The organism is Paenibacillus peoriae KCTC 3763 (assembly GCF_000236805.1).
In the GTDB taxonomy this organism is placed as follows: Bacteria; Bacillota; Bacilli; order Paenibacillales; family Paenibacillaceae; genus Paenibacillus; species Paenibacillus peoriae.
On sequence record NZ_AGFX01000030.1, the window covers coordinates 73144 to 98881 of the forward strand.

The following is a 25738-nucleotide window of genomic DNA, read 5'->3' on the forward strand; positions in this document are numbered from 1 at the left end:
GAAGGCTCCATTCTACGCGCAGAAGTCGTGCTCTTATGCGACGGCGAAACAAAACTCTGAATCCGGCAGCAGCCCCTGCTGCGGAAAACCCGCCGTCCGAGCCTGTTACATTAGAGCATGACCCGCAGGCATTTCAGCAGGGTTATGATGCAGCGTACAACGAGGGCTTTAATTCCGGTTTTGCCAAAGGCTATGAAGATGGCCACCAGATTGCTTACAAGGCGCAGTAAATCGTGAAGATCATTTCTTATCGCTAATCCCCCGAGGCTAACGGCTTCGGGGTTATTTGCGCGTTGAGCGTCGGACGGGCAAACGCCAATTTTGTCCGGGCAGTGGCAGTCGTCCATGATGTGTTTGGCCCCTCCGCATATAGTTTAGGAGTGACAGAAGTTTATCCTACAACAGGACAGGGTGAAGGATGTGAACGATCAACGAAGTGGAAATGAACGCGAAGCATATCGATGTGGCTTCCGGGAAGGACGCAGAATGGGCGGTTGCACGGCTGCTCTGTCACAGGTCGTGGTCATACAGCCTGCTGTTCGCCATTTAAAAGTGCTGTACATTCCGCAAGGCTTCACAGCCATAGACACAGGTGTGCAAGACGCGCTAAGCCAAATGTGCAGCGCATGCGTCATCGGTACGCCCGCCACGATGCTGGCTGACGCCGAGGTCCACCGTCCCGACCTCGTGCTGGTCATGAACGGGCTGCATATTTTTCCGGAGGATCATCTGGAGCAGGTGCAGCAAATACGAGCCTTGGGCATTCGGACGGCCATCTGGTTTGTAGACGATCCCTACTTTACGGAGGATACAGCGTTGATCTGTCAATCCTACGATGTCGTATTTACGCACGAAATGTCCTGCTTGCAGCTTTATCGCAATCAGGGAGTAGCGAGGGTACACTATTTGCCGCTCGCAGCGTCAGCCCGTATCTTTTATCCCCGGCGGGTGGAGCGGGAGCATCAGCATGATATTTGCTTTATCGGCAATGCCTTCTGGAACCGTGTAAAGCTGTTTGACCATCTCGCTCCCTTTTTGGCGGACAAAAGAGTGCTGATCGTAGGTGGAAGCTGGGATCGGCTGACTCGCCGAGATGTGCTGGAACGTTTTATCCGTCCGATTTTTATGGAGCCGTGGGAGACCGCTCAATATTATAACGGCTCCAAAATTGTCATCAATATGCACCGCCCGACAGACCCCGGACTGGATAACCGGAATACACATCAGCTGTCAGCGGAGTCCATCAATCCCCGCACATACGAAATTGCGGCTTGCGGCACGCTTCAAATGACGGATGTTCGAAAGGACCTGGAGCGTTATTACCGGCCGGGCTATGACATCGAAACCTACTCTGGAGCAGAAGAGCTACAGACCAAGCTGGACTACTATCTCAAGCATGACTGGGAGCGTGAGCGCATAGCCTGGCGCGCGCTGCATACGACCATGCAAAAGCATATGTACTCGAATCGTATGGAGGAATTGCTGGACAAGGCGATGGCCTAAAGCAAGCACCAAATACAGTGAGGAGTGAAAATGATGACGATATCTACCGCAGGACCGTATGACCCGTCTGTATATCCAGCGGCGGCAGCCTCTTGGGAAAAGGGGAGAGCTGCGGGAATCCATGACGGCTACGATGAAGGATACTTGCGCGGACGTGCCAACGCCATTGTTGCCCGGACGAAAGCAACATTTCCTTTTCGATCCATCCATGTGCTGTATGTCGTCTCAGGTAAAGGCCTTCCGTATTCTCCGCTGGATGAGGCGGTCCTTACCACGCTGCAAAGCATGACGGCTCAGGTTACCGTAACGGACCCACGTCAGCCGGTAGCGGATATTGCCGCTCAGCTCCGTCCGAATCTGATGCTGGCACTGGACGGGATGGATCTTCCGGTGGAGCAGGTGGCAGCGGTACGCCAGTTGGGCATCACAACCGCAATCTGGCTTACGGATGATCCTTATTACACCGATATGACGACCAAAATTGTTACGCATTATGATCATGTATTCACGCTGGAAATGAATTGCGTAGAGTTGTACCGTCAACTGGGTTGCTCGTCTGTACACTATTTGCCGTTCGGGGCTTTCCCAACTCACTACTTTCCGCTTAGCTCACCCGTTTCGGCAAGACATGAAATCGGCTTTTCTGGTTCAGCTTATTGGAATCGCATCTATTTCTTTAATCCGATTATGCCCCAGCTCGCGGCCCGTAACATTAAAATCAACGGAATCTGGTGGGACCGTCTGCCTGATTATCAGTCGTATGGTGACAAAATTGAGCTGGGACGCTGGATGTCTCCCAACGAGACCAAGGATTTGTATAACGGCAGCAAAATCGTGATTAATCTTCATCGTTCTCATCAGGATGATGCCGTGAACAACAACGCGCTGAAACTTCCAGCGGCTTCCCCGAATCCGCGCACATTCGAAATTTGTGCCTGCGGCACCTTGCAGCTGACGGATACAAGGGATGATTTGGTTCGTTTTTACAAACCGGGCGAAGAGATTGAAACGTACAACTCCCAGCAGGAATTGCTGGAGAAGATTGAGTTTTATTTGACACATGAAAAGGAACGCCGTGAGATTGCTCTGCGCGCGCTGGAACGAACCTTGCGGGAACACACGTATGGTCACCGGATAGACCAGCTTCTGTCGATTGCATCTCCATAATACTAATACCATTCGCACATCTGCTGGTTGCTATTTTAAAGGAGGTGAACTCCGATCAGGCCCAAAATGATGCTGTTCTGCCATGTCTGCAATGTCCGCAGTATTACGGGAGCGGAGAAGCTGCTGCTGCAATTTTGTTTGGATATTCGGACCTATTTCGACTGCATTCTGGTGACGCCTGGTGAAGGACGGCTGACCACGATTGCCCGCAAGCGCGGAATCACTGTTCAGATTCAGAACATGTTCATGCTGCATGGCATGTATACCCCGTATGAAGGCTTGGCGCAGGATGCGGAGAATTTGCGGAATCATGTAGCGTATGCACCGTTGCTCCAGATGCTGCACAAAGCTCGCCCTGATGTGGTGCTGGTTAATACCTGTGTGAACGTTATGCCGGCGATGGCTGCCCAGGAGCTCAATATTCCAGTCATCTGGAAAATAACTGAGGTCATTAACCAGAATGAGCATACGCCAGTTTCTGTCTCCATCATAGAGCGCTACAGCCAATGGGTTATCGGCATCTCACATGCTGTTATGCGTCCTCTGCTTGGCAGAGGACTGACACGTCCGCATACGGTGCTGCCACCTTGCCAGGATATGGATATGCCGTCACCCAGGCAGTATGCACTGGAACGAAAAAGAAAACGTGAAAAGCTGGGGCTGCGGAATTTTCATATATGCATTGGTTATATTTCTTCCTTTATCTATGAAGCCAAAGGGCTGCTGCCTTTTGTCCAGATGGCGCTAAAGCTGTGCGAAACCAATTCGCGCTGTCGTTTCTGGATCATTGGCAGCCCGGTAGACTCGGAATATTACGTAAAATGTATCTCATTAATCCGCCAATCCCGTTATAGCCGCCGCTTCCAGTTCAACTCATTCGAGGAGTCCGTGTCGATCGCCTATAGCGCAATGGATATTGTTGTGGTTCCCAGTATGGTGGAGGAAGGCTTTGGTTTGACGGCACTGGAGGGACTTGTTTACGGCAGGCCTGTTGTAGCCTTCGCGCAGGGTGGATTGGTTGAATTGATGGAGTCGACCGGCAATACAGATTTTTTGGTGGAACCGGGGAACAGCGACATGCTTGCGCAAAAGGTGGGCTATCTGCTCGATCATCCCGATGAAGTGGAGCGCATTGGCGTACGTAATAACAGCGCGGCTATGCGTGTATACGGACCCGATTCCTATCGAAACAACCTGCATGTCATGGTGAGTCAATGGGTATGTCATCATCCGCATTGGTTTCCGCTGATTCAGCAACCGGGTGGACCCGTGTGGACGAGGGAAGGTGAAGGGCTGCGCCCGGTCATCGCTATACCCGAGGCGTTTACCAGCACAATTCGAGAATTTCCCGAATCGGTGGTTTGTCAGCTGCCTGTGCTGGGACTGCCACCCATCGAGTATGCGGCCATTCAAGGTCTGCCGCAACCAGTTCCTCCTGTACCCGAGTCACAGCCAGAGCCTTGTCACGGCAAGCGTCGTATTCGCGCAAGATGGCCGAGGGGCCGCAAGCATCCCAGACTACGCAATCGCAAGGACAATAAAAACAGCCGTGGCAGCGGCAGGAGCCGCCGCAAGAGCAATTACGGATTACGAATGTTGCCAGGACAGCATCCAAAATCCAGGTCCAGACCGAAGCTCAAGCGTAAATTCAAGCTTAAGTCACGGCGGCGTAAACGGAACCGGGTCACGCTTAAGGCTGGACGGCGTACAAGACAACGGTCCGGGTGAACGTATACCGGGCCGTTGAACTGGACGTTGAACTGGAGTATAGCCAGTTTGCTGAATGAATCTCAACCATTGAACTCCACAGCTTAATGAAACAACGACAGCAAAGGTGGGTTCCAAAACCATGAAAATATTGACCGTGCTCGGCACAAGACCGGAAATTATACGGCTCAGCCTGGTCATTCCGAAGCTGGACCGCTATGCAGATGAACATGTGCTTGTGCATACGGGCCAAAATTACACAGAGGGCCTGAGCGGGCAATTCTTCCGTGAGCTGGGCCTGCGTGCCCCGGATTATATGCTTCAGGAGAAGGCGGGAACGCTGGGCAAGCAGCTATCTGCGATGTTTTCGCAGATGGAGGACATTTTGAATAAGGAACGCCCGGATCATGTATTATTGCTTGGTGATACGAACAGTGCTTTATGCGCCTTGCTTGCAGAACGTATGGGCTACCCGGTCGTGCATATGGAGGCAGGGAACCGCTGCTATGATCTGGATGTGCCGGAGGAGAAGAACCGCCGCGTCATTGATGCTATTTCTACGATTAATATGCCATATACGGAGCAAAGCAAGCAGCATCTCATACGGGAAGGCTTCCCGAGTCAACGAATTATACTGACCGGGAATCCCATTTACGAAGTGATGCAGCATTATGAGAAAGAAGTGTCCGGCAGCGACATTTTAAATAAGCTCGAATTATCGTCGGGGGCGTATTTCCTCGTGACTGCCCATAGAGCTGAAAATGTCGACCATCCGCCGCATTTGCTGGCTATTCTGGAGGGTCTCAACCGGGTAGCCCGCCAATCCGGGCAGCGCGTCATTTGCAGCATTCATCCCCGCACTGCCGCCCGGATTGCAAGCCATCCGCCAATCCAGCTTGATCCGCTGGTGGAATTCCACGAACCGTTCGGATTTTTTGACTTCGTGCTGCTGGAACGGCATGCCCGCTGCGCTTTAACGGACAGCGGCACCGTACAGGAGGAATGCTGCGTCATGGGCGTGCCGACGGTCACGATGCGCCGGACGACAGAACGACCGGAGACGGTAGATTGCGGCAGCAATATCGTATCCGGGCTTGATGGCGAGGCGATCGCGAACGCGGTAGCTTTAATGACCGGGATAACCCATAAGTGGCAGTGTCCCGCAGGCTATCTGGCAGAAGATGTGTCGGATAAAGTGGTTAAATTTCTGCTTGGAGGGAAACGGCATGTTTGAGAACCAACGTATCTTGGTTACCGGCGGTACCGGCTCCTGGGGGCATGAGCTGGTTGCCCAGTTACTGCCGCGTAATCCCAAAGAGATCATCATCTATTCACGTGGAGAATCGAATCAGGTAGCCATGAACAGGCAGTTTGAGGACGAACGACTCAGCTTCTGTATTGGAGATATTCGGGATAAGGACGCGTTGGTTACCGCTTGCCAGGGTGTGGACTATATATTTCATTTGGCGGCTCTCAAGCATGTGCCTGTGTGCGAGGATCAGCCCTATGAAGCACTCAAAACCAATGTAGTAGGCACCCAGAACGTGATTGAGGCCGCTGTTGCCAATCAGGTAAAGAAAGTCATTTATATATCAACGGATAAAGCCGCAAATCCGTCCAATTTTTACGGCATGACGAAGGCGATTGGAGAAAAGCTGATTGTCTATGCCAATCTACTCAATAGCGACACACGGTTCGTGACAGTGCGCGGCGGTAATGTATTGGGTACAAACGGAAGTGTGGTACATCTGTTTCAAAGCCAGATTCGCCAAAAGGGCAAGGTTTTTATCACAGATATGAAAATGACCCGTTTTTTCCTGACCTTGCGTGATGCGATCAGTCTTCTGTTCAAAGCCTCGGTCGAAAGCATCGGTGGGGAAATTTTTATCATGACCATGCCAACCTGTCGTATTGTGGATCTGGCTGAGGTGCTCATTGAAGATTCCGGCGTGGAGAACGTAGAAATGATAGAAAAAGGCATTCGTCCCGGCGAGAAAATTCATGAAATTTTGATGAGTGACTTTGAAAGCCTGACGACGGTTGTATATGACGAGCAATATTTGATTATTCTTCCGATGCTGAATATACCTCAATTAAAAGACCGCTATAGTCAGTGTTCTCCGGTGTCATTCAGCAGCTTTAGCTCGGAGTTCAATCTGATGTCAAAAGAGGAAATTCGAAGCATCCTCCAGCGCGGGGGGTTCATTAAATGAAGCTGCTTATATTGGGTGGTAACGGCATGTCCGGCCATATGCTGGTCGACTATTTTCAAAATCAGGGCGGGTATCACGTGTTTTACACCACCCGTGATCCTGAGAATAAAGGCGGTCTGCTGCTGGACGTAAGGGACAGCTTTATGGTGGAGCAACTGGTGCGGAGCATGCAGCCTGACGTCATTATTAACGCGGTGGGCGTGCTGAATCAGTATGCCGCAGCGGATCGGATTTCTGCATACCAAATTAATGGGCTGCTGCCGCATCTTCTCTCGCGGACGGCGGACAGTATCGGTGCCCGCCTGATTCATATCAGTACCGACTGCGTATTCGAGGGAAAGCGGATACCCGGTCTGTATAGGGAAACGGACTCGCCTGACGGGACAAGCGCCTATGCCTTGACGAAAATACTTGGAGAAGTAACGGCAGCAGGGCATCTGACTATCCGCACCTCCATTATCGGCCCGGAAATTCGGCCTGAAGGCATTGGCCTGCTGCACTGGTTCTTGCAGCAGCGCGGAGAGGTTGACGGTTATCGCCGTGTCTTGTGGAACGGGGTTACAACGCTGGAATTGGCCAAGGCGATACGGGTACTTATGAATGAGCCGGTGGATGGACTTATTCATCTGGTTCACCCCGAACCGATCAGCAAGTATGACTTGCTGCTGCTGTTCAAAGAAGTCTGGAAGAGGGAGGATATTCGGATCGTGCCGAAGGATGAGCCGGTGCTGGACCGGACGCTTCGTTGTACCCGGACCGATCTGCTCTACGATGTTCCTCACTACAGTACCATGCTGAAGGAGCTGCTGGAATGGACCGAAGTACAGCGGAACAACATCGGCCAGTTATAATGATTACCGGAGCGGCAGGTTATACCGGGATGCATGCCTGCCGCTATTTCGCAAAGCTCGGCTGGGAAGTGGCGGCGCTGACTCGCACGGCCGCCTCCGCATCAGAACTGACCTCACTGGCGGGCGATGATGAGAACTCCAGCCCAGCAGTTGGCGACCATTGCTGTATTACGCCTTATGTGTGCGACTTGCTGGATAAGAAGCGTCTGGGCGAAGTGATTCGCCAGATTGCTCCGGATTATGTACTTCATCTGAGTGGTAAAAATTCAGTGCCTGAATCATGGCAGAGTCCACTGCTGTACATGGAATCCAATGTACTGTCCACATTGTATCTGCTGGATGTACTGCGCTCTTTCCCCAAAGCCCGTATTGTTGTAGCAGGTTCTCGGCTAAAGACGGCCTTGCAGGCTCCGTATCATCCTACACACCCGTACAGTCTCAGCAAAAGCATTCAAGAGGCAGTCGCGTTATCGTGGGGCGCGCTGTTCGATCAATCCATCATGCTGGCGGAACCTTGCAACTTGATCGGTCCGGGCCCCTCCACCGGCTTTTGTGCATTACTGGCAGGGTATGTTGTTCGAACGGAGCGTATGAAAGAGCAGCCGGTAACGAATACTGCCCCGTTCCGGGTGTCTTCCCGGCATGCGCAGCGTGATTTTCTGGACGTTCGAGACGCGGTTCGTGCGTACGGTGTGCTGCTGGAACAAGGTGTACCGGGGCGTATTTACCCGGTCTGTACAGGCAGCATCGTAGAGCTGGGTCATATCGTGGAGCGTATGGTTGCGCTGGCGAATACATCGATTCCCATCCAGTGGGGGAATGCGGCGGAATCAGCAGCGACGGAGGCATACCATGCAGAGGAACTGGAGGAGATGGGCTGGAAGCCGACCATACAGCTGGGGCAATCCCTGAAAGATATGATTCAATACCGCCGAGCCGGAAAGGAAGGAACGTTATGAGACCAAAAGTAACGATTGTCATTCCCTTTTATAACTGTGACTACGTGGATCAGGCTTTGCAAAGCGCATTGGAGCAAAGCTACGGCCCGCTTGAGATTATCGTCGTCGATGATGGGTCCACGATACACCGCGAACTGCTTCAGCCCTATCTTTCATATATCTATTATTTGGGCAAATCAAATGGCGGAACAGCCAGCGCGCTGAATCACGGTATCCGGCTCGCCAGCGGCGAATATATTGCGTGGCTCAGCTCGGATGACACCTTCCATAAGGATAAAATCAACAACCAGGTTTCCTTTATGATAGAGCAAAGTGCGTATATTTCCCACACCAACTTCAACTTAATCAATCAATACAGCCAAATCACAAACCGGCAGGCGGGAGCGGTATTTCCGACGGTACAGGAATTTTACCGTTGTTTTCTGCAAGGCAACCCGGTCAACGGATGCACGGTGATGTTCAAAAAAGAACTGTTTGCGCAGATAGGGTTATTCAATGAACTGCTGACGTATACCCACGATTTGGATATGTGGTATAGGGTGATGCTGGCAGGATATGCTTTTCCTTATTTAAACGAGGTGCTCGTAAACTATCGTTGGCACGATGAGATGGGAACCCAAAAGCATCGGCACGCCGTTGAACAGGAATACTTAATTACCCAGGCACGCTACAGACACAGCTTCACTGAGCTGCTTAATAGATTTATTGCCATATAGTGTGAATCAGAGGCGTGTCATGGCCGGGAAGGAAGAGGCTGAGCGGTTTCGGCCTCTTTTTTGCCGTAAGCCTATGCGAAATAGGAGTGTAGAAGCGTAGACCATGCAGTTAAGAAAGAAGCCTATGATCTGCAGTGCCAGTATAGAGCACGCAGATTCACAGGCCAATTACAAATTACTAGTGATGATAGGGAGATCATCTCAGTTGGGAAAATAATACTTTGTCATGATGCAAACCGTTACACCGTAGTAACCGATCCCCAGTCACCGAACGGGAATGTATGCTCTGGTACGTTATTCCCAGCAGCATCTTTTCCTTGAGCCTCAATGGAGATATCACTTATGAATCCGGCTGCGGCTGGAGATGAAACTCTAATGTCATATGCTGGCACTACAGTAGGAATTGTAAGTGTAACTACTGAATTTGGAGCACCCAAGGCAAATGTGGTTGTAAAAAACAAGGTTGACACTGTACCTGTCGGTGCGCTTCCAGGTGCATCGTACACATTCACAGTGATGGGTACAAGTGGAGCTGTTGTTGTATTACTGATACGTAGTACAACAGAGCTCGAAATGAAAGTGCCATTTGGATTCAGGTTTTCAACTGCTCCTAACGAAAAAATTGCCATATTTTTCACCCCCTTTCTAATCTTAATATATGAAGAAAGGATAGTTTTAGAGTGTGCTAATGGTAGAGGGTTTAGGTACAAATAAAATCTGCTTTGGGACAGCTCCTGTCGTTATTTCCTTATGCTACGATCACCGGACCTTGCGGACTCCGGTGAAACACATCGGCCGGGAGAGAAATCGGTCGCTGTGTGTGCCACCCGAACATATGAAGCTCCCTGGGGCCTGGAACAGGCCGCAACCGTCCGCCTTCTGCATAATATAGTCCGTGATTCGGTCCCATGTACAGCCGGTAGTCTATCAGTTCGTGCTCCTCGAAAACATTAAAATCAATAGGTGGGCCGACAGGTAAAGTTTCCAGGTGCGCGAATGAAAGAGGAATAGATTCGTCGGCTGCATAGCCCAGCAGATGAAATATTTCAAAATCGCGGAAAGGATAGCGTAGACCATGGCTGATCAGGTGCAAGCCGTTCACAGGGTCTCTGGCAATAAAAACCGTTGGAAAATGCTCGGCAAGTTGGCCATTACCCAGTAACAGCTTGCCGTCGGGGAGGCTGGTCACCATGGTATCGGACAGTTGGATGACCTGGTTGAGACGAAAATGCAAAGCATGAAAAGCATCAAGCGACCTGATAGGCCGCTTTAACCCTTGCTCGATGAGATATATATGTTGTTTCGAGTCCCGTACGAGTATTCCATTAGGCAAGGAACCATCCTTAGGTTGATGATACGGATGTCCCGTAGCTGACCGTCCGGGGAAAAAAAGTTCATCCAATGTGTAAATGAGGCGTTCAGGGTTAAAGTTCCATTTTCTTAAAAATATACGGCGATTTTTTTCCCCCCATTCAGCCATATCAATTGAATTATGTGTAAAACTGGCGTTTCCCTCATGGTGGACATGGCTATCTCCTGCGATGAGGAGCCTTAATCCTGTTTTTAGTGTCCGGTACCCGAAATCAATATCTTCATAGCCGCCTCCCGGAAAGGCTTCGTCTAAATACCCGATTCTCTGTATCAATTGACGGCGGAATAACATACAAAATCCACTTAAAGCTGTTGTATCCCGCCAAAGGGAGGGATTGGCAATGTTAAAGCTTTTAGCAAATTCATGATATGCCTCTGTGGTCGAATAGGCCATGGGGAGACGCTGCATCGGCGTCACCATGTTGGATACAGGACCGACAATACCAATGTCCGATGAGCTATAAAGTGCGTGAATTAAATTTTCCAGCCAATGGTATGATACCATCGTATCATTATTGAGCAGGAGAATAGTGTCCCCTCTAGATGCTTTAATTCCTTGGTTACAAGCTGCTGCAAAGCCACGATTGGTTCTGTTCTCCACTAAACGTACATTTTTCCGATGACGCAGCAGATGCTGTGTACCGTCTGTCGATCCATTGTCGATACAGATCAATTCGTAAGGAACGGCAGTGTAGTGAACAATGCTATTCAGACACCGTTCCGTTAAATCCCGGTTGTTTAGCGTAAGGATTACGATACTAACCAGCATAAGATTCTCTCCTTGAGATTACAGAGTATTTACAACCATTTGTAATGGGGTCTGATATGTCTGCCTAACGGTTTCCAATTCCTGCTCAATAGCCTGGTAATATTGGACCGTATCCATCTGTTCATGATGACGGTAGGCAGTGAGCGGCTCATTTAAATAGTAGAAATCTGTCGGGTAAGTTTGATTTAAGACGCTGCATACAGCTTGGTCTACGTACGGGCAGTTGAAAAAGGGAATGATGACACTCACTCTGGGCAGCGATTCCACGTTTCCTCCACCTCATAATGAACATGTACTGTTTGCTACACCATACGGTATGTTGAAATGAATCCATAATTGTGGACGAATCGCCATCTGGAAATTCATTTTGCAAAATCCTCAAGTAAAATAGTTTTTTTGATCAGCCAAAGTTGTCCTTTAATACATATATAGTTCATAGAGGGGAGGTAAAAAATTGAAAATTTTATTCACCTATATTGTTCCAAGCGGCGGAATGGAAACCCTGAACCGAACCCGTGGGGAGGCATTACAAAAAAACGGAGTAAACTGCCATTTTCTATATAGCCGCGATGGTGCAGGGCTGCAGAACGTATCCGGCTGCCCCACACACATCTCGGACGATGATCAGCAAATTCAGCAATTGCTCAACAAAGAAGGTTTTGCAGCAGTCGTCGTGTCTTCAGATTTTATTATGCTTGAGCGTTTGCGCCGCTTAGGTTTTACCGGACCGGTTATTTTTGAAGTGCAGGGGCTCGGACCGATAGAATATGCGACTCAATTTATAAATGAAGCAGCATCATATATTTTGTCTTATGCCGATGCCTTGTTATATCCTCCGACCTCTCATTTGAATCAGCTGTTTGCCCAATTTCCTACTAAAATTCACTTCAATTTTTCCAACTGTATTGATACTGGCAAAATCCAATATCGTCAGAGTATTCAATATTCATATCCAATCATCGGTTGGGTAGGACGAATCGAACCGAATAAAAATTGGAGAGAATGCCTCGAAATTGTCCATCATTCTGTGGCCTGCGAGCCAAGCTTGCGGTTATGGGTGTTTGAAGATGCCAATTTGAGTACCCATTCTGAACGAGAAGACTTCCTGGAAATGGTTTCTCATTTTCATCTAAAACGTCGTTTGAAACTATTTTCTAACATCCCGCATAGCGAAATGCCGTATTATTATTCTGCTATCGGAGATTCCGGAGGATACTTATTGTCTACTTCTGTACTGGAAGGGTTCGGTTATGCGGTAGGGGAAGCCATGAGTTGCCGTTGTCCTATTCTCACCACCGATTCTGACGGAGTGCGCGCTTTTATTAAACATGACATCACAGGTAAATTTTATCCGAGAGGCAGTATTGAAACCGCGGTTCAACAAGGGCTGGAATTGATGAGAAACGGTCCGCTGCGGCATGCAATTCGCAACAACGGCAGAGAAAATATAGAGTTAAACTTCAGTTCAGAAAGCTACGTCGCTCATTTTATCGGTATGTTGCATTATTTGGGTGTGTTCTAGCTTTTCTTAATCCGTTTTGTCAGATGTGAATGTGAACGCCGTTTAAGATAACGAATCCAGGCGCGAGCTTTAGATCACTTATTCAAGTTATGAACGACGCCATCAACTTCCTGTAGCAAGTTATTAAACTTGTTCTGGAATATATCCACGCCGAACGATTCTGTGCATGCTTTGCGATTTCTAGTTCCCGTTTCCAGCATGAGGTCCTGATTTTGCAGGAGATCGGCAATGATGTGCGAAAGTCCATCCACATCACCTTTAGGTACTAAAAATCTCTCATTACCGGTGTGTTTGAGCAATTCGCCAAGTCCTGCTGAGTCATAAGCAACCACTGGCTTGGCGAAAGCCATCCCTTCAAGCGCCGTCAATCCAAAACCTTCATCAATCATGCTGGGTACAACAACGAGATCAAGCGCAGGGTATAAATGGTCAATGTGGCTTTCAAACGGATGAAATATAATGCGTGACGGATCTAATGTGCCGTTTGCTAATGCTTGGCATTTATTGAAGTATTCTGTTATTTCCGGGCTTCCAGCAATCAGAAATTTCGCTTGAGGAAAGCGTGGCATCAGCATGCCGGCCATATAGATAAATTGATCAATTCCTTTATGGGCGGAGATCATCCCGGATATGAGCCCTATTAGCGTCTCATGGTCGCCAATATGATGGGCTGCTCTCAGAGAACGGCGATTGTCCTCCCACCTTTTAGGATGCAATTCAGCATCATTCCAGGAAGGGGATATAAGCCATTTTTTATTGTTGACGATTGAATCCTTAAAGGGTGCCAGCACTGCTTCCGATATACCGATAATCCAGTCTGCATAACGATTGATCATCCGCACGGCATCCATCTTATGTGTACCCTGATATAAGATTTCGTTGATGACCCAGACAACGGGAATGCCCGCTTTTTTTGCCACAGCTGCAGGTAGCGCGTTTACCGACGTGTTGACCATGACCCAATCTGGCCTGTGCATGTGCAAAAGAGTTAATAGGGAGTGGTAGGAATTGGAGGCCTTTTGATTGGCAAATTCCTGATGCATGGCCGCTGATGATTCATACAAGGACCATAGCAGTGGTGAATCTTGAATGGCTACGCTTATACCTGCATTTTCTGCTTCTTTGGACAGTATGCCGGAACCGGGAACAACCAACACAACCTCATATTTTCCGGCTAGGGTTTTGGCTAAAAAAAGCAGCCATTTCTCGGCACCCGACATTCGAGCCGGATGGCAAATATGTGAGAATAACATGACCTTGGATTTTCCGCTCACGGGCTTCATACCCTGTGACACTTCTCGGGTATGATTGTCACCTCCTTTGGATAGGTAGTTTACTATATGAGCAATGTCTATCTGTCGACACGACCATTCACCTATGTATGATTCATTGTATAGCTTGTGCTTTCGCCTGCGCCAAGCTGTGCGGCAACGCATAAAATGTGCGAGAGGGGATAGCAGCATATGGACCTGTCGTACTGGCATAACAACGTGTGAGATACATCTGTCTCCATAGTTGCTGGTAAGGTTCAAGCGCCGACCCATTCAGGTATAAAAGGAGGGTGCGCTCGTGAAGGCTTTGGTCACCGGAGGGGCCGGATTTATCGGTTCCCATCTGGTGCGTGCGCTTGCTGATTCGGGCATCAGAGTGCATGTACTGGATAATCTGACGACTGGGAATGCCGCAAATGTGGACCCGCGCGCGGTCTTGCATATGGCGGATATTCGCAGCTCTGAAACCCGGACGCTGCTGATTCGGGAAAGCCCGGATATTGTGTTTCACTTGGCGGCACAGGCTGATGAGCAGCATTCCATTCATCAACCGGATGAGGATGCTGATGTGAATGTGTTGGGGACAATCCGTCTGTTACAGGCTTGTCATGAAGCCGGGGTTGCCAAATTTATATTTGCGTCTACATCCGGCGTATACGGAGAACTGCAAAAGCAATGTATTCAGGAAGATGATCCCGCAGAGCCGATCTCGGGCTACGGGCTGTCTAAGCTAACCGCAGAGTCGTATATTCGGCTTTTTCATCGGTTATACGGTATGAACTACACGATTTTGCGTTACGGAAATGTGTATGGTCCCGGCCAGACGGCGAAGGGAGAGGGCGGCGTAGTCGCTCTGTTTATGGAGCGGTTAAAAAAAGGAAGTCCCTTGCTCATTCACGGCGACGGAACGCAGACCCGCGACTTTGTGTACGTCAAGGACGTAGTCAGAGCGAATATAGCGGCGATACGTGCAGCGGATCAACGGACGGTACATGTAAGTACGGGACGAACGACATCCATCAATCGATTGGCTTATGATTTGCTAAAGCTGCACGGTTCGTCCGTTCGCCCCGTATATTCAGCCGCGCGTCCGGGAGACATTCACCATAGCTGCCTTAGCAACGTAGTAGCCAGACATTGGCTTCGCTGGGAACCGCTATATGGCATCTCTGCTGGCTTAAAGGAAACATATATCAGCAGTATGGATTCAGGCAAAGAAGGCGCGTAGTGATTGCGTGCGGGATTCAGGAAAGGGCTGAGCGATGAGCATCAGCCTCTTTTTTGATGGTTACTCTTTAGTGGGAGCGGCGACAACCGGAGATGATCGAATCGATTTCCGGAGCCAATGAGGGGACGAATTCCTTACATAATCATGAATCATAACGAACCCTCCTGATAAAAGCCTCATTGAGAGGCTAAACAAGATTTTCGTTCAATGACCTCGGTATTCACCAGCACCTGCGTATGATGCTCCTGGTTTTGATTGAGTTTCTCCATAAGCAAGTTAACAGCTGTCTGAGCCAAAACATCCTTTTTCACATGAATGGTAGTTAGTTCAGGGCTGATGACCTTGGCCTCATGAATATTATCAAACCCCATTACGGAGATTTGCTCAGGTACTCGAATATTCATTTCCTGAAACGTTTTAATCGCACTGATCGCCATGTAATCATTTTCGCAAAACAGGGCCGAAGGAAGCTCGTCCAATTCTTGGATAGCTGCTTTAAAAGAATCCTGCGACATGACCAGCATGGGATGCATATTAAAGGTTAGACTATCATCTATGGAGAGATCCTGTTCCTCTAAAGCCGCCATGAATCCTTCCTTTCGTTTTTTAAAGTTGAGGATTCTGGTACTGGATTGCACGTATCCTATTTGTCTGTGCCCAGACTGAATTAAATATTGGCCTGCCTGATAGCCACCAAGGTAGTTATTAATGGATACAAAACTGGCGTCGATGTGTTCAAAACAAGTATCCAAAATAACGATATTGGCATGAATGGATTGTATAGAATGAATAATCTCGGAAGTTAAATTGGTGCCCAGTAGAAGCACTCCTGAGGAGGGCTGGTCCTTTTCCAAGGCAGACAATTCCTCTTCGAGGTTATGGCTATCAAAGGACGAAAAAATAAGCGTGTTTCCATGTTCTTTTACCTGATTGGTAATGTGATGAATTAATTCATTAAAAAATGGAAGAGAGTCATAATGCTCTATAACGATGTCTGTATTTTTACATGCAACAAAACGAATGACATGGTGATTTTTGATGACTTCTTTATTTGACTTCATGGTTCGCGGTTTATATCCGTGCTCTTGGGCAATTCTTAAAATGTGCTCCTTGGTTTCTTCGCTAACTCCGGGTTTGTTATTAAAAGCAAGGGAGACGGCAGATTTCGATACACCGGCAAGCCTTGCAATATCATCAATTTTCAACGTGGAACCTCCTATTGAACTAAACTACATAAATTATATCATTATTATGTGAGAAAATTCGATTTATAAACTAAACTAAATTAAACTAAATGGAGTGAAAATGAAAAATAAAATATATTGACCGCATATCACTTGTGATGTTAAAATCCAAGTGTAAAACGCTTTATTTTAGTTTATTTTATGTATTATTATATAAAATATATTACTTTGTTTTGTTTATTAAGTTGTTTCGAGCAGGGCAAGAAAGGAAAGGTGATTGATTTGAGCTTTAACATTGCTGAAAATCAAAGAAATTTTACACAAGCGGGCAAGCCTTTCTTTTATTTGGCGGATACCGTCTGGAGCGCATTTACCAACGCGACGATTGAAGAGTGGAGCGAATACCTGGACTATCGAAAAATGCAGGGCTTCAACGTTTTACAAATTAATATGCTCCGGCAATGGGATGCAAGTGAATCGGATTTGAATCTGCAACCGTTTGCAGTACTGGAAAATGGAGATTTTGACTACCGCACATTAAACGAAGCCTATTTCGACCGGGCAGAAGTCATGATAAAGATGGCTGTAGAGCGCGGATTTGTTCCAGCGTTGGTTCTGTTGTGGTGCAACTATGTACCGGATACATGGGCTGAAATGTTCCAAAAGGACAATAAAATGCCGCTGGATTGCGTTGAAAACTATGTAGCTTATGTTGTGAACCGCTATTCCCGATTCGAGCCTGTCTATTTAATCAGCGGGGACACAGATTTTCCTACAGAACGTGCTAATGCGTACTATTTGAAGGCGCTGGAAACGGTACAGCAATTAAGCCCGACAAGCTTAACTGTACTGCATATCCAGGGAAGATTGAGGGAAATTCCTGAAATCTTTGAGAAACACGATGGTCTTGGATTTTATATGTATCAATCAGGGCATAACTCCCAGTTTCAGCATGTAGCCTACGAGATTGCCCAGCATTTCTATCACAAGCCGGAAATACGACCTGTAATTAATGGAGAACCCTGCTATGAACAGATCAGTTACAGCCGCAATGTGTACGGCAGATATACTGCGCTGGATGCCCGAAAAGCGGCATGGCAAAGTCTTCTTGCAGGTGGGGGAGCGGGAATCACCTACGGAGCGCATGGGATTTGGAGTTGGCATAAAAAAGGCAAGAAGTTCGGCATTGTAGAAGGCGAGGGCTTTGATAGCCCCTATGATTGGAGAACGGCCTTGCGTTTTGAGGGCGCATGGGATTATTCCTTTATTAAATATTTGTTTGAAATGTATAACCTGATCGGCATGAAGCCGCTGGATATTGTTTTAAACAATACAGGGGAGATCAGAGCTGCGGGGAACGAGAATACCATCGTCTTGTATATCCCGGTTAACACGAAGGTGCGACTAAGCATCAACGTACAGGACTACAAGTTTACAACCATTGATTTGGCAGAGAGACGATTTGCACAGACAGAGGTGGATGTCGAGGCTAATCAATCCGTCATAGACATGCATAGTTTTGAAAGTGATGTTGTGATCATCGGAACGAAATAAAACTCGACATGTAAACGATGCTAAAAGAAATTGACATTGATGTCGTGGACATTATTACATCTCCAGAGACCCATCTGGAACTGGTTGGACTGGCGGCTACGGCCGAAAAGCATATCATGTGCGAGAAGTCATTTGCACGTGCATTGCTTTTGCTGTGAAAATAGAAAACGCATCCAAGAAGGAGTGACCATGATGGATTACAAAAAGACTGCTAGAGAAGTGTTAGGCGCGGTTGGGGGAAACGAAAATGTAAACAGTGTCATTCACTGTGTGACTCGGCTGAGATTCAAACTGAAGGATAATCAATTACCTGATAAGGAACAAATCAAGCAGATTGACGGTGTGATTACCGTTGTAGAAAGCGGCGGTCAATTCCAGGTAGTTATCGGTAATGAGGTCCCTAAGGTATATGAAGCTCTTTTAGATACGATGGGAGTAAAGCCGGATCAAGTGAATCAGGAAGAGCAAAGCAATGAGAAATCCAGTTTATTCAGCCGATTTGTCGATGTGATCTCAGGCGTGTTCATGCCCGTTGTTGGTGTGCTCGCCGCTGTGGGGATTCTAAAAGGACTACTGGCCTTGTGCACATCTATGGGCTGGATGACGGATCAGATGGGCACGTATAAAATTTTATACGCGACAGCAGACGCTATGTTTTATTTCTTCCCGATTATTCTAGGATTTTCAGCAGGTAAAAAATTTGGAGGCAACCCGTACCTGTCTGCTGTTTTGGGGGCCGCCTTGGTGTATCCGACCATGACTGCCGCCTTTACAGATAAAACGGCGCTGACCTTTTTGACCATACCTGTCGTTCTGATTAATTATACGTCTTCTGTTATACCTATCATTATTGGAGCATTTTTGGCAGCTAAGGTCGAAAAATTGATAAGCAAGTATGCACCTGCGTCTATCAAAATGTTCATTGTGCCTTTGCTGACTTTGGCCATCATATCACCGATTGTTTTTCTGGTTGTCGGACCAGTATCAACTATAATCAGTGATGGATTAGCCAAAGGCTCTATGTGGATTTACCAGTTAAGTCCGGCTGTAGCTGGTCTCGTTCTGGCCGGGTTCTGGCAGGCCATTATTATCTTTGGTTTGCATTGGGCGTTCATTCCAATTCTCCTGAATAATGTAGTTACGAACGGGTTTGATCCGATTAACGGGATGTTGTTCTGTACGACTTTTGCTCAAACCGGTGCAGCCTTTGCCATTGCTTTGAAATCACGTGACCCTAAATTAAAACCGATTGCCACTTCTGCTTCCATTGCAGGTTTGATGGGAGTTACGGAACCAGCAATTTACGGGGTTACGCTGCCTGCCAAAAAACCGTTTATTTTGGCTTCCATTGCCGCAGGTATAGGGGGAGCCGCAGCAGGTTTACTGGGATCAACGGCATACGGTTTTGCCTCAGGCGGTGTGTTCGGTATTCCGCTGTTCATTAATCCAAAAGGAATAGATGCAGGGTTCACGGGCTTTATCATATCTTTGGTTGTGGCTTTTGTACTCGCATTTGTCCTGACCTATCTTTTCGGCTATAAAAATGTTAAACCTGCGCCTGAGATTAAGGTTGCAGATGAAAGCAAAGCGGAGGAAAAAGTGGTATTCAGTCCTCTTAACGGTGAATTGATCCCTTTAACCGCTGTAAATGATGAGGCTTTCTCCAGTGGTGCGATGGGTCAGGGAGCGGCTGTTATTCCGAAAGAAGGGGTAGCCTATGCGCCGTTTAACGGAACGGTTGTTACTGTTTTCAAAACAAAGCATGCAATCGGACTTATCTCTGAGGATGGGGTTGAACTGCTCATTCACATTGGAATTAATACGGTCAGCTTGAAAGGAAAACATTTCACTTCTTTTGTGTCTGAAGGGGATACTATTCAAAAAGGAGACAAGCTGGTTGAATTCGATCATCAGGCTATAGCAGATGAGGGATATGATATCACCACATCCGTCATTGTAACCAATACAGCCGTATACACGGATATCATAGTGGAAAATGGGGCGGATATTCGTGCTGGAGAACGCTTGTTGAAAATTAAATAGATTAACAAGATACGAAGACGATAATTGCATCGTAGTGATGAACCTCCACCCGTTTTTGAATTTTTTCTTCAGAAGAAATTCAAAACTGGTGGAGGTTTTTTATTCCCGTACCCTGCTGATAATAGAGAATGGGTATATGCATTCCCCTATACCAAGTTATCCAACCCGCAGGGCGGGGTGGGGGCATTTATGGCAGTCGAGGTTCACATTTTAGACATATTATTTTAAGCTTTTATTTAAGTGACGTTAAGCTAGAGTTATATATGTGGGCTTATCATTAGAGTTTAAAAGTGTGGCATGAGGTGGGGAGCAGTAGGGGGAGACCGCTGCGCGAAGGCTTTGGGCTTCCGATCGCTGTTGCTGCGGGATTCTTTTTTGATTAAATAAGAGATATAGAGGTAGGAATCCCCCAGCAAAGGCGACCGCTGGCGCTTCTCCAGCTCCAAAACCTCCGCTCCGCTGCTACCCACCACTCAAGCAACATTTTGGTGGGGAGCAGTAGGGGAGTAAGATTTTATAATACGATAAAAGAAAGGGTGAAACGTGTGCTCAAGGTGCAACAGGTGAGCAAGTGGTATGAGGGCAACCGGGGCGTACATAAGCTGGATTTTGAAATGCAGCGCGGTGAAATTGTCGGTTTTTTGGGGCCGAATGGTGCGGGAAAAACGACGACGATGCGCATGATTACGGGGTATCTCCAACCCAGCGAGGGAGTGATTACAATTGATGGCATCCCGATTCAGGATAAGGGTAGACAGGCTCGTTCCAAAATCGGTTATTTGCCGGAGACGCCACCCTTGTATGGAGATATGTCCGTTCAATCCTATTTAAAATTTGTAGCCAGTATTCGGGACGTACCTGCGCGAGAGCAGAAGCTGCGTATTTCAGAAATGATTTCCCGTCTGGGGCTGAACGGGCGTGAAAAACAACTGGTACGCAGTTTGTCCAAAGGATATAAACAACGCTTGGGACTGGCGGGGGCGATTATTCATAACCCGGATTTGCTCGTGCTGGATGAACCGACCTCAGGTTTGGACCCTAATCAGATTTTGGAGATTCGTCAGCTTATTCAGGAGATTGGTGAAAATCATACGGTGCTGCTCAGCACGCATATTTTGCCTGAGGTGGATGCTTTATGTAATCGGGTTCTCATCATCCATGAGGGTGAATTGGTGCTGGATGGACGGCCTGATGCACTCGGCGATTCGATGGAGGATGGATTTAAGGTAAAGGTAGAAGTCAAAGGAAACCGTGGGCAAGTGCTGGATGTCCTGCAGGCCTGGGGAAAAGTAGAGATCGAGCCTTTAGCGTCCGCATTGTCTCAAGACGATACAAAGCAGACTGCAAGAGAGCAGGATTTGACGGAGGTGCTACTAACAGGCGCTTCCAATGAGGATTTCCGCGAAGAGCTGTTTTATGTGCTATCTGAGGCGAAGCTTCCGATTTTGGAGATGAAAAAAGAAATGCTTAGCTTGGAAAATATTTTCCAACAGTTGACGACCCGCGAGACGGGGACAGGTCAGGTCGGCGATCAAGTGGTTCATGGCTTACCTTCGACGGAGAATGCAGCATCCACAGACGTTAAGATAGAACATGAAGAGTCCGCGTCCAGCGGTGACAAGGTCGGAGGAGACAAGGATACAGGAGGTAATCAGTCATGAGGCGTTTGTTCGCGGTCTGTCAAAAAGAGCTGCAGGCCTATTTGTGGACACCCACGACGTATTTTGCGCTGGCAGTGTACATGCTGCTGACGGGGTTGCTTTTTTATACGAACTTTGTTATGTATCAGCCGAGTATTCTGGACTATCGGTTAGTGCTTGGTGATACGCTGTCCATGCTGGTGTTTGTCGTTCCGCTGCTCACGATGCGGCTGGTTGCAGAGGAATTCAGGCAGGGGACAGATGAACTGCTGCTAACCTCACCTGTAAGTGTGACGGAAATAATTATAGGTAAATTTTTGGCGTCGCTGGGTATGCTGTTCATTTTAGTGCTATGCAGTCTGGCGTATCCGGTGGTGATGTCCTTTTATGGGTCGCTGGACTGGACGCTGGTGTTTACATCTGTGATCGGTCTGTTTATGCTGGGCGCAGCCATGATGGCGATCGGCTTGTTCGCTTCGACGCTTTCACAGCATCAGATGATGTCGGCGGTCGTCAGCTTTATTATTTTACTTGTGTTTTGGATGCTGGATTCGTTTGGTGGACAAACGGGCGCAGCTGCGACGGTACAGCAATGGCTGGAGCCTTTTTCACTAACCGCACGGTTTGACAGTTTCACCAAAGGATTGCTGAACGGAGCCGATGTGTTGTATTACGTGACGGTGGCGGCACTCTTTTTGTTGTTCAGCATCCAGGTCGTCGAACGAAAACGGTGGAGGTGATCAGGATGAAAAAATGGCTGGGTCATACAAACAGTGTGGTGCTATCGGTTGCAGCTGCAGGTATTTTTATTTTGCTGACGTTATTTCTGCGTTCGCTGGGAGGCTTTCAGCTGGATTTGACGGCAGGCAAGCAGTATACGCTGTCTGATCAGACGTTAAGTGCTATTCAGGGAGTGAAGGAAGAGGTACGAATGATTGCCTTTACCGTATCCACTTCACAAAATCAGAAGCTGAACCGGGATGTTACAGATATGCTGAGTGAATACGGGAAACGTAACAGCAAGCTCAAGGTCGAGCAATATGATCTGAATCAGGAACCGGTGCTGGCCAAGCAATATGGTGTTAACGCAGCATCTATTGTGTTGGTGCAGGGTGAAAAGAAACGGGTAATAGATATTGGGAGTCTATTTACGCAAGCGCAGGGAAGTGGTGAGGGAGCATACCAGTTTACAGGTGAAGAAAAGCTGACCAGTGGACTGTTGGGGCTGTCCTCTACTCGTCAGGGAAAAGTGGTTTTTCTGACCGGACATGAGGAAATTCCTTTATCTCAAATGACCGAACTAAGCGGCTCATTGGCACAGGATAATGTAAAAACAGAAGAAGTACAGCTCAATCGGGCTGGCAGTGTGCCTAAAGATGCATCTGTGTTGGCTATTGTGGGGCCACAAAGGGATATTAGCGCAACAGAGCTGAAGAGTATCCGTACGTATCTGAACGGCGGTGGAAAGCTTTTTATGGCGTTGGGCTTTCATCCGAACATGGAATCCGACTGGAAAAACCTTGACGCCCTGGCGGCTGATTATGGAGTGAAGGATACACATGCGATTGTGGTGGATCAGGAGCAGACCAATACGCTTGGTCCTCTCTGGACGGTTCCTACCTTCGGCAGTCATGCGATCACCGATAAGCTGGCAGCCTCCAATCTGTACCCGGTTCTTTCGCTGTCTATTGCTTTACAGGCGGGAGAGCAAAAGAATTGGCAGACTACGTCTTTGCTAAAATCTTCTTCTGCCAGCTATGGTGAAACGAATATTCAGGGACTGCTGAACAACGAAACGCAGAAGGATGCCAAGGACCCGCAGGGACCGCTTGATCTAGGTTACGCGGTATCTGGGAAAGATAGCAAGCCCAAAGCGGTGATTCTCGGAACGTCTGCGCTTCTAAGCGACACCGAGATCAGCACGGGAGGAAATCGGGATTTTGTGCTGAACAGTCTGAATTATGTGCAGGAACACTCGGATGGACTTACCATCCGGCCTCGTCAGGAGCAGAATTACAAGGTAGCCTATTTGACTCCCGCACAAGCGAAAACGATATTGACCATATCCGTCATCGGATTGCCGTTGCTGTTCGCGGTAATCGGAATCTTATTATGGTGGAGGCGAAGAAGAGCATGAGAAAATGGATACCCACAGTGCTGCTGTTAGTTGTATTGGGAGCGGGTATAATCTATGCCAAAAGCCAAAACTTTTTTCGTGAACAAGCACCGGCGGCTCGCCAGCTGGTTCAGCTTACTCGGGAAGATATTACATCTTTTGCTATCGCAGGGAAGGACGGCACAACGGTGGAGCTTACACAACGTGATGGCCAATGGAGCATGAGCAAGCCACAGTCTTACCCGTTAAACGGATATACCATAGACAATTGGTTGACCGCGGTTCTGGATGTGAAGCTGGGTGAAACGGTGGAATCTTCCCCCAAGGATGTAGCCAAGTACGGAATCAGCGCTACCGATGACTGGATAGAGATCAAGACCAAAAAGGGCGATGTGCATACCTTTGCCTTCGGTGAAGCACTACCTTCGGGAGATGCTGCTTATGTTTTATCAGATAAAAAAGAAGTAGCCTCCGTACCTATAGATACACTTTCGGGATTGCTGCTGGGTACTGCTGATTTTACAGATACAACACCGTTCGACTGGGATGATACCAAGCTAAGCGGAATAGAGTGGGAGGGCCAGAAGGCCTCATGGATGCTTAAGTCCTCCGGTAACAGCAAAGCCGGAGACAGTGCTTCTACTTCCTGGACGCTGAACGGAAAGTCAATAGCCAGTGATACGGCGACCTCCTTGTCGCAGCAAATCAAAAACCTGGCCAGCAATCAGTCCCTGCGCAAAGCCTCCGAGCTGAGTAAGCCTGTTCATCGCTTTACGCTGAGCGTATCGCTGGATCAGGATGATTCCCAATGGGTTTATCAGGGCTGGACGCTTGCCGATGATCCAGATACTGTATGGGTCGTACCTCCACAAAGCAACTGGGCTTATGGCCTGCCAGTGTCTGACGTGAACCGTATCGAACAAAATGGGCACGACCAGGCTGAGAAAAAATAATAATTGATGATTTTTGATTTATATACGTGAACAAAGAGGCTCCAACGGGCGAAATAATCGTCGGCTGGAGCTTCTTTGTGCTTGTTATTCATCAGGTTTACTGCTTTTGGAAGAAGAGCTGTTGGTTACCAAAGAAAGAGCATCATCCATCTGCAATGTATTCCCTCCTTTTTTAGCCGTATATAATGAAGGTAAATTAACAGAACCATATACAACTGCATGAAAAAATAGTATAATAAATAAGAACAAACGTTCTGTTCTTGGTTGTAAAATGTGTTCTCAAATTACCCTATAATATGAGGATTTCGAAAGGCAAGATCCAAAGAGAAAGGGTGATTTATCATAAATGAATCTCAGCTAACATTGGTTGAACAATACCGTAAGAAGTTGTATCGCATTGCATGGAGGATTCAATATCGTGCGCGTGTACAAACCAATCATGAATTTGTAATGGAAAAGAACGAAGCCATCGGCACTCCATCTTTTTCAGACTCTGTAAACTCTAAGATGTTTACGCTACAGCTCATCAACTCTCTGCCATCCGAGATCGGCAAAACCATCATCTTTGACCTTTACATACTAGACAAAACCGAAGCACAGATTGCAGGAGAGTTAAAGCTATCCCAACAGGCGGTGAATAAATGGAAAAAGAAAATGCTCAAGGAACTATCCCGGATGCTGAGTTCATCCAACTGCTCAAATTAGCACGAAGTGGGGATCAGGAGGCCATGTTCAGGATACTTCAATTGTTCGAGGAAGACATTCAGAAAACCAGCCGGTATATCCGCATGTCCCGTGAGGATGCCGTTCAAAGTATTGTGACTGATTTTATCGAAGAATTACGGCAATAATTACAGATAGAAAAAAGGTGGACAATGGATATGATAAGCTTGCAAAATCTGACGATTAGACATATGTTAAAAAGCCTGAAATCGCTCAAATGGGACTGCTTCCTGTCATGAACAGGCGCA

The 25738-nt window shown here is 47.7% G+C and carries 24 protein-coding genes and 1 pseudogene; 21 read left to right on the plus strand and 4 right to left on the minus strand.

What is annotated here, in order from left to right; all coding sequences use genetic code 11:
• Nucleotides 1-35: 35 nt before the first annotated feature.
• The 10 genes from KQI_RS0116385 to KQI_RS0116430 all read left to right on the plus strand — a co-directional run bounded on the left by KQI_RS0116385 (nucleotide 36) and on the right by KQI_RS0116430 (nucleotide 9830).
• Nucleotides 36-230 (plus strand): hypothetical protein, encoded by a 195-nt coding sequence (locus tag KQI_RS0116385; protein ID WP_010347911.1) that lies wholly within the window; start codon nucleotides 36-38, stop codon nucleotides 228-230.
• A 181-nt stretch (nucleotides 231-411) separates the two neighbouring features.
• Nucleotides 412-1503 carry a CgeB family protein gene (locus KQI_RS0116390; protein ID WP_029390197.1) on the plus strand — a complete coding sequence of 364 codons (1092 nt, stop codon included), beginning with the start codon at nucleotides 412-414 and terminating at the stop codon, nucleotides 1501-1503.
• Nucleotides 1504-1536: 33 nt separating this feature from the next.
• A complete protein-coding gene (locus tag KQI_RS0116395; RefSeq protein WP_010347913.1) occupies nucleotides 1537-2670 on the plus strand; it encodes a CgeB family protein in 1134 nt (377 codons plus the stop codon).
• Between the two features lie 66 nt (nucleotides 2671-2736).
• Nucleotides 2737-4398: a glycosyltransferase gene (locus KQI_RS0116400; protein WP_010347914.1), complete on the plus strand. Its 1662-nt coding sequence runs from the start codon at nucleotides 2737-2739 to the stop codon at nucleotides 4396-4398.
• A gap of 121 nt (nucleotides 4399-4519) precedes the next feature.
• Nucleotides 4520-5611: a non-hydrolyzing UDP-N-acetylglucosamine 2-epimerase gene (wecB, locus tag KQI_RS0116405; RefSeq protein WP_010347915.1), complete on the plus strand. Its 1092-nt coding sequence runs from the start codon at nucleotides 4520-4522 to the stop codon at nucleotides 5609-5611.
• Entirely contained in the window at nucleotides 5604-6590 is a 987-nt protein-coding gene (locus KQI_RS0116410) for a polysaccharide biosynthesis protein (RefSeq protein WP_010347916.1), read from the plus strand. The genes wecB and KQI_RS0116410 overlap by 8 nt, the downstream gene beginning before the upstream one ends.
• Nucleotides 6587-7441: a dTDP-4-dehydrorhamnose reductase family protein gene (locus KQI_RS0116415; protein WP_010347917.1), complete on the plus strand. Its 855-nt coding sequence runs from the start codon at nucleotides 6587-6589 to the stop codon at nucleotides 7439-7441. Before KQI_RS0116410 ends, KQI_RS0116415 begins: the two co-directional genes overlap by 4 nt.
• Entirely contained in the window at nucleotides 7402-8400 is a 999-nt protein-coding gene (locus KQI_RS0116420) for an NAD-dependent epimerase/dehydratase family protein (protein ID WP_010347919.1), read from the plus strand. The genes KQI_RS0116415 and KQI_RS0116420 overlap by 40 nt, the downstream gene beginning before the upstream one ends.
• Nucleotides 8397-9116: a glycosyltransferase gene (locus KQI_RS0116425; protein WP_010347920.1), complete on the plus strand. Its 720-nt coding sequence runs from the start codon at nucleotides 8397-8399 to the stop codon at nucleotides 9114-9116. The genes KQI_RS0116420 and KQI_RS0116425 overlap by 4 nt, the downstream gene beginning before the upstream one ends.
• Nucleotides 9117-9458: 342 nt before the next feature.
• Nucleotides 9459-9830 carry a hypothetical protein gene (locus tag KQI_RS0116430; protein WP_010347921.1) on the plus strand — a complete coding sequence of 124 codons (372 nt, stop codon included), beginning with the start codon at nucleotides 9459-9461 and terminating at the stop codon, nucleotides 9828-9830.
• A 34-nt stretch (nucleotides 9831-9864) separates the two neighbouring features.
• Here the strand turns inward: KQI_RS0116430 and KQI_RS0116435 are convergent, their stop codons facing one another.
• Entirely contained in the window at nucleotides 9865-11256 is a 1392-nt protein-coding gene (locus KQI_RS0116435) for a glycosyltransferase family 2 protein (RefSeq protein ID WP_010347922.1), read from the minus strand.
• 168 nt (nucleotides 11257-11424) lie between these two features.
• Nucleotides 11425-11523 (minus strand): annotated as a pseudogene (locus tag KQI_RS29900) (glycosyl transferase); the annotation flags it as partial.
• A gap of 187 nt (nucleotides 11524-11710) precedes the next feature.
• On the opposite strand from KQI_RS29900, the gene KQI_RS0116445 reads away from it, so the two are divergent.
• Nucleotides 11711-12778: a glycosyltransferase family 4 protein gene (locus KQI_RS0116445; protein ID WP_010347924.1), complete on the plus strand. Its 1068-nt coding sequence runs from the start codon at nucleotides 11711-11713 to the stop codon at nucleotides 12776-12778.
• A 74-nt stretch (nucleotides 12779-12852) separates the two neighbouring features.
• On the opposite strand, the gene KQI_RS0116450 is transcribed toward KQI_RS0116445, so the two are convergent.
• Nucleotides 12853-14061 carry a glycosyltransferase family 4 protein gene (locus KQI_RS0116450; RefSeq protein ID WP_080572154.1) on the minus strand — a complete coding sequence of 403 codons (1209 nt, stop codon included), beginning with the start codon at nucleotides 14059-14061 and terminating at the stop codon, nucleotides 12853-12855.
• Between the two features lie 286 nt (nucleotides 14062-14347).
• Here KQI_RS0116450 and KQI_RS0116455 point away from each other — a divergent pair, with 286 nt between their 5' ends.
• Nucleotides 14348-15277, plus strand: coding sequence for an NAD-dependent epimerase/dehydratase family protein (locus KQI_RS0116455; RefSeq protein WP_010347926.1), 930 nt, complete (start codon nucleotides 14348-14350; stop codon nucleotides 15275-15277).
• Between the two features lie 176 nt (nucleotides 15278-15453).
• Here KQI_RS0116455 and KQI_RS0116460 read toward each other — a convergent pair whose 3' ends face one another.
• The gene (locus tag KQI_RS0116460; protein WP_010347928.1) at nucleotides 15454-16482 is read right to left on the minus strand and encodes a LacI family DNA-binding transcriptional regulator; all 1029 of its coding nucleotides are present in this window, start codon (nucleotides 16480-16482) and stop codon (nucleotides 15454-15456) included.
• Between the two features lie 252 nt (nucleotides 16483-16734).
• Between KQI_RS0116460 and KQI_RS0116465 the strand changes: the two genes are divergently transcribed.
• From KQI_RS0116465 to KQI_RS27010, 9 genes are all read left to right on the plus strand, one after another.
• Complete coding sequence (locus tag KQI_RS0116465; RefSeq protein WP_010347929.1) at nucleotides 16735-18015, plus strand: glycoside hydrolase family 140 protein; 1281 nt, start codon at nucleotides 16735-16737, stop codon at nucleotides 18013-18015.
• A 17-nt stretch (nucleotides 18016-18032) separates the two neighbouring features.
• The gene (locus KQI_RS28545) at nucleotides 18033-18173 is read left to right on the plus strand and encodes a Gfo/Idh/MocA family oxidoreductase (RefSeq protein ID WP_010347930.1); all 141 of its coding nucleotides are present in this window, start codon (nucleotides 18033-18035) and stop codon (nucleotides 18171-18173) included.
• Nucleotides 18174-18207: 34 nt separating this feature from the next.
• Nucleotides 18208-20058: a beta-glucoside-specific PTS transporter subunit IIABC gene (locus KQI_RS0116475; RefSeq protein ID WP_010347932.1), complete on the plus strand. Its 1851-nt coding sequence runs from the start codon at nucleotides 18208-18210 to the stop codon at nucleotides 20056-20058.
• A 545-nt stretch (nucleotides 20059-20603) separates the two neighbouring features.
• Nucleotides 20604-21719 (plus strand): ABC transporter ATP-binding protein, encoded by a 1116-nt coding sequence (locus KQI_RS0116480; protein ID WP_010347933.1) that lies wholly within the window; start codon nucleotides 20604-20606, stop codon nucleotides 21717-21719.
• Nucleotides 21716-22438 carry an ABC transporter permease gene (locus tag KQI_RS0116485; protein ID WP_010347934.1) on the plus strand — a complete coding sequence of 241 codons (723 nt, stop codon included), beginning with the start codon at nucleotides 21716-21718 and terminating at the stop codon, nucleotides 22436-22438. Before KQI_RS0116480 ends, KQI_RS0116485 begins: the two co-directional genes overlap by 4 nt.
• A gap of 5 nt (nucleotides 22439-22443) precedes the next feature.
• A complete protein-coding gene (locus KQI_RS0116490; protein ID WP_010347936.1) occupies nucleotides 22444-23835 on the plus strand; it encodes a GldG family protein in 1392 nt (463 codons plus the stop codon).
• Nucleotides 23832-24767: a DUF4340 domain-containing protein gene (locus KQI_RS0116495; protein ID WP_010347937.1), complete on the plus strand. Its 936-nt coding sequence runs from the start codon at nucleotides 23832-23834 to the stop codon at nucleotides 24765-24767. Before KQI_RS0116490 ends, KQI_RS0116495 begins: the two co-directional genes overlap by 4 nt.
• A 342-nt stretch (nucleotides 24768-25109) precedes the next feature.
• Nucleotides 25110-25472 carry a hypothetical protein gene (locus KQI_RS29660; RefSeq protein ID WP_029390199.1) on the plus strand — a complete coding sequence of 121 codons (363 nt, stop codon included), beginning with the start codon at nucleotides 25110-25112 and terminating at the stop codon, nucleotides 25470-25472.
• Nucleotides 25409-25618, plus strand: a complete 210-nt coding sequence (locus KQI_RS27010; protein ID WP_010347939.1) for a helix-turn-helix domain-containing protein — start codon at nucleotides 25409-25411, stop codon at nucleotides 25616-25618. The genes KQI_RS29660 and KQI_RS27010 overlap by 64 nt, the downstream gene beginning before the upstream one ends.
• Nucleotides 25619-25738: the final 120 nt, after the last annotated feature.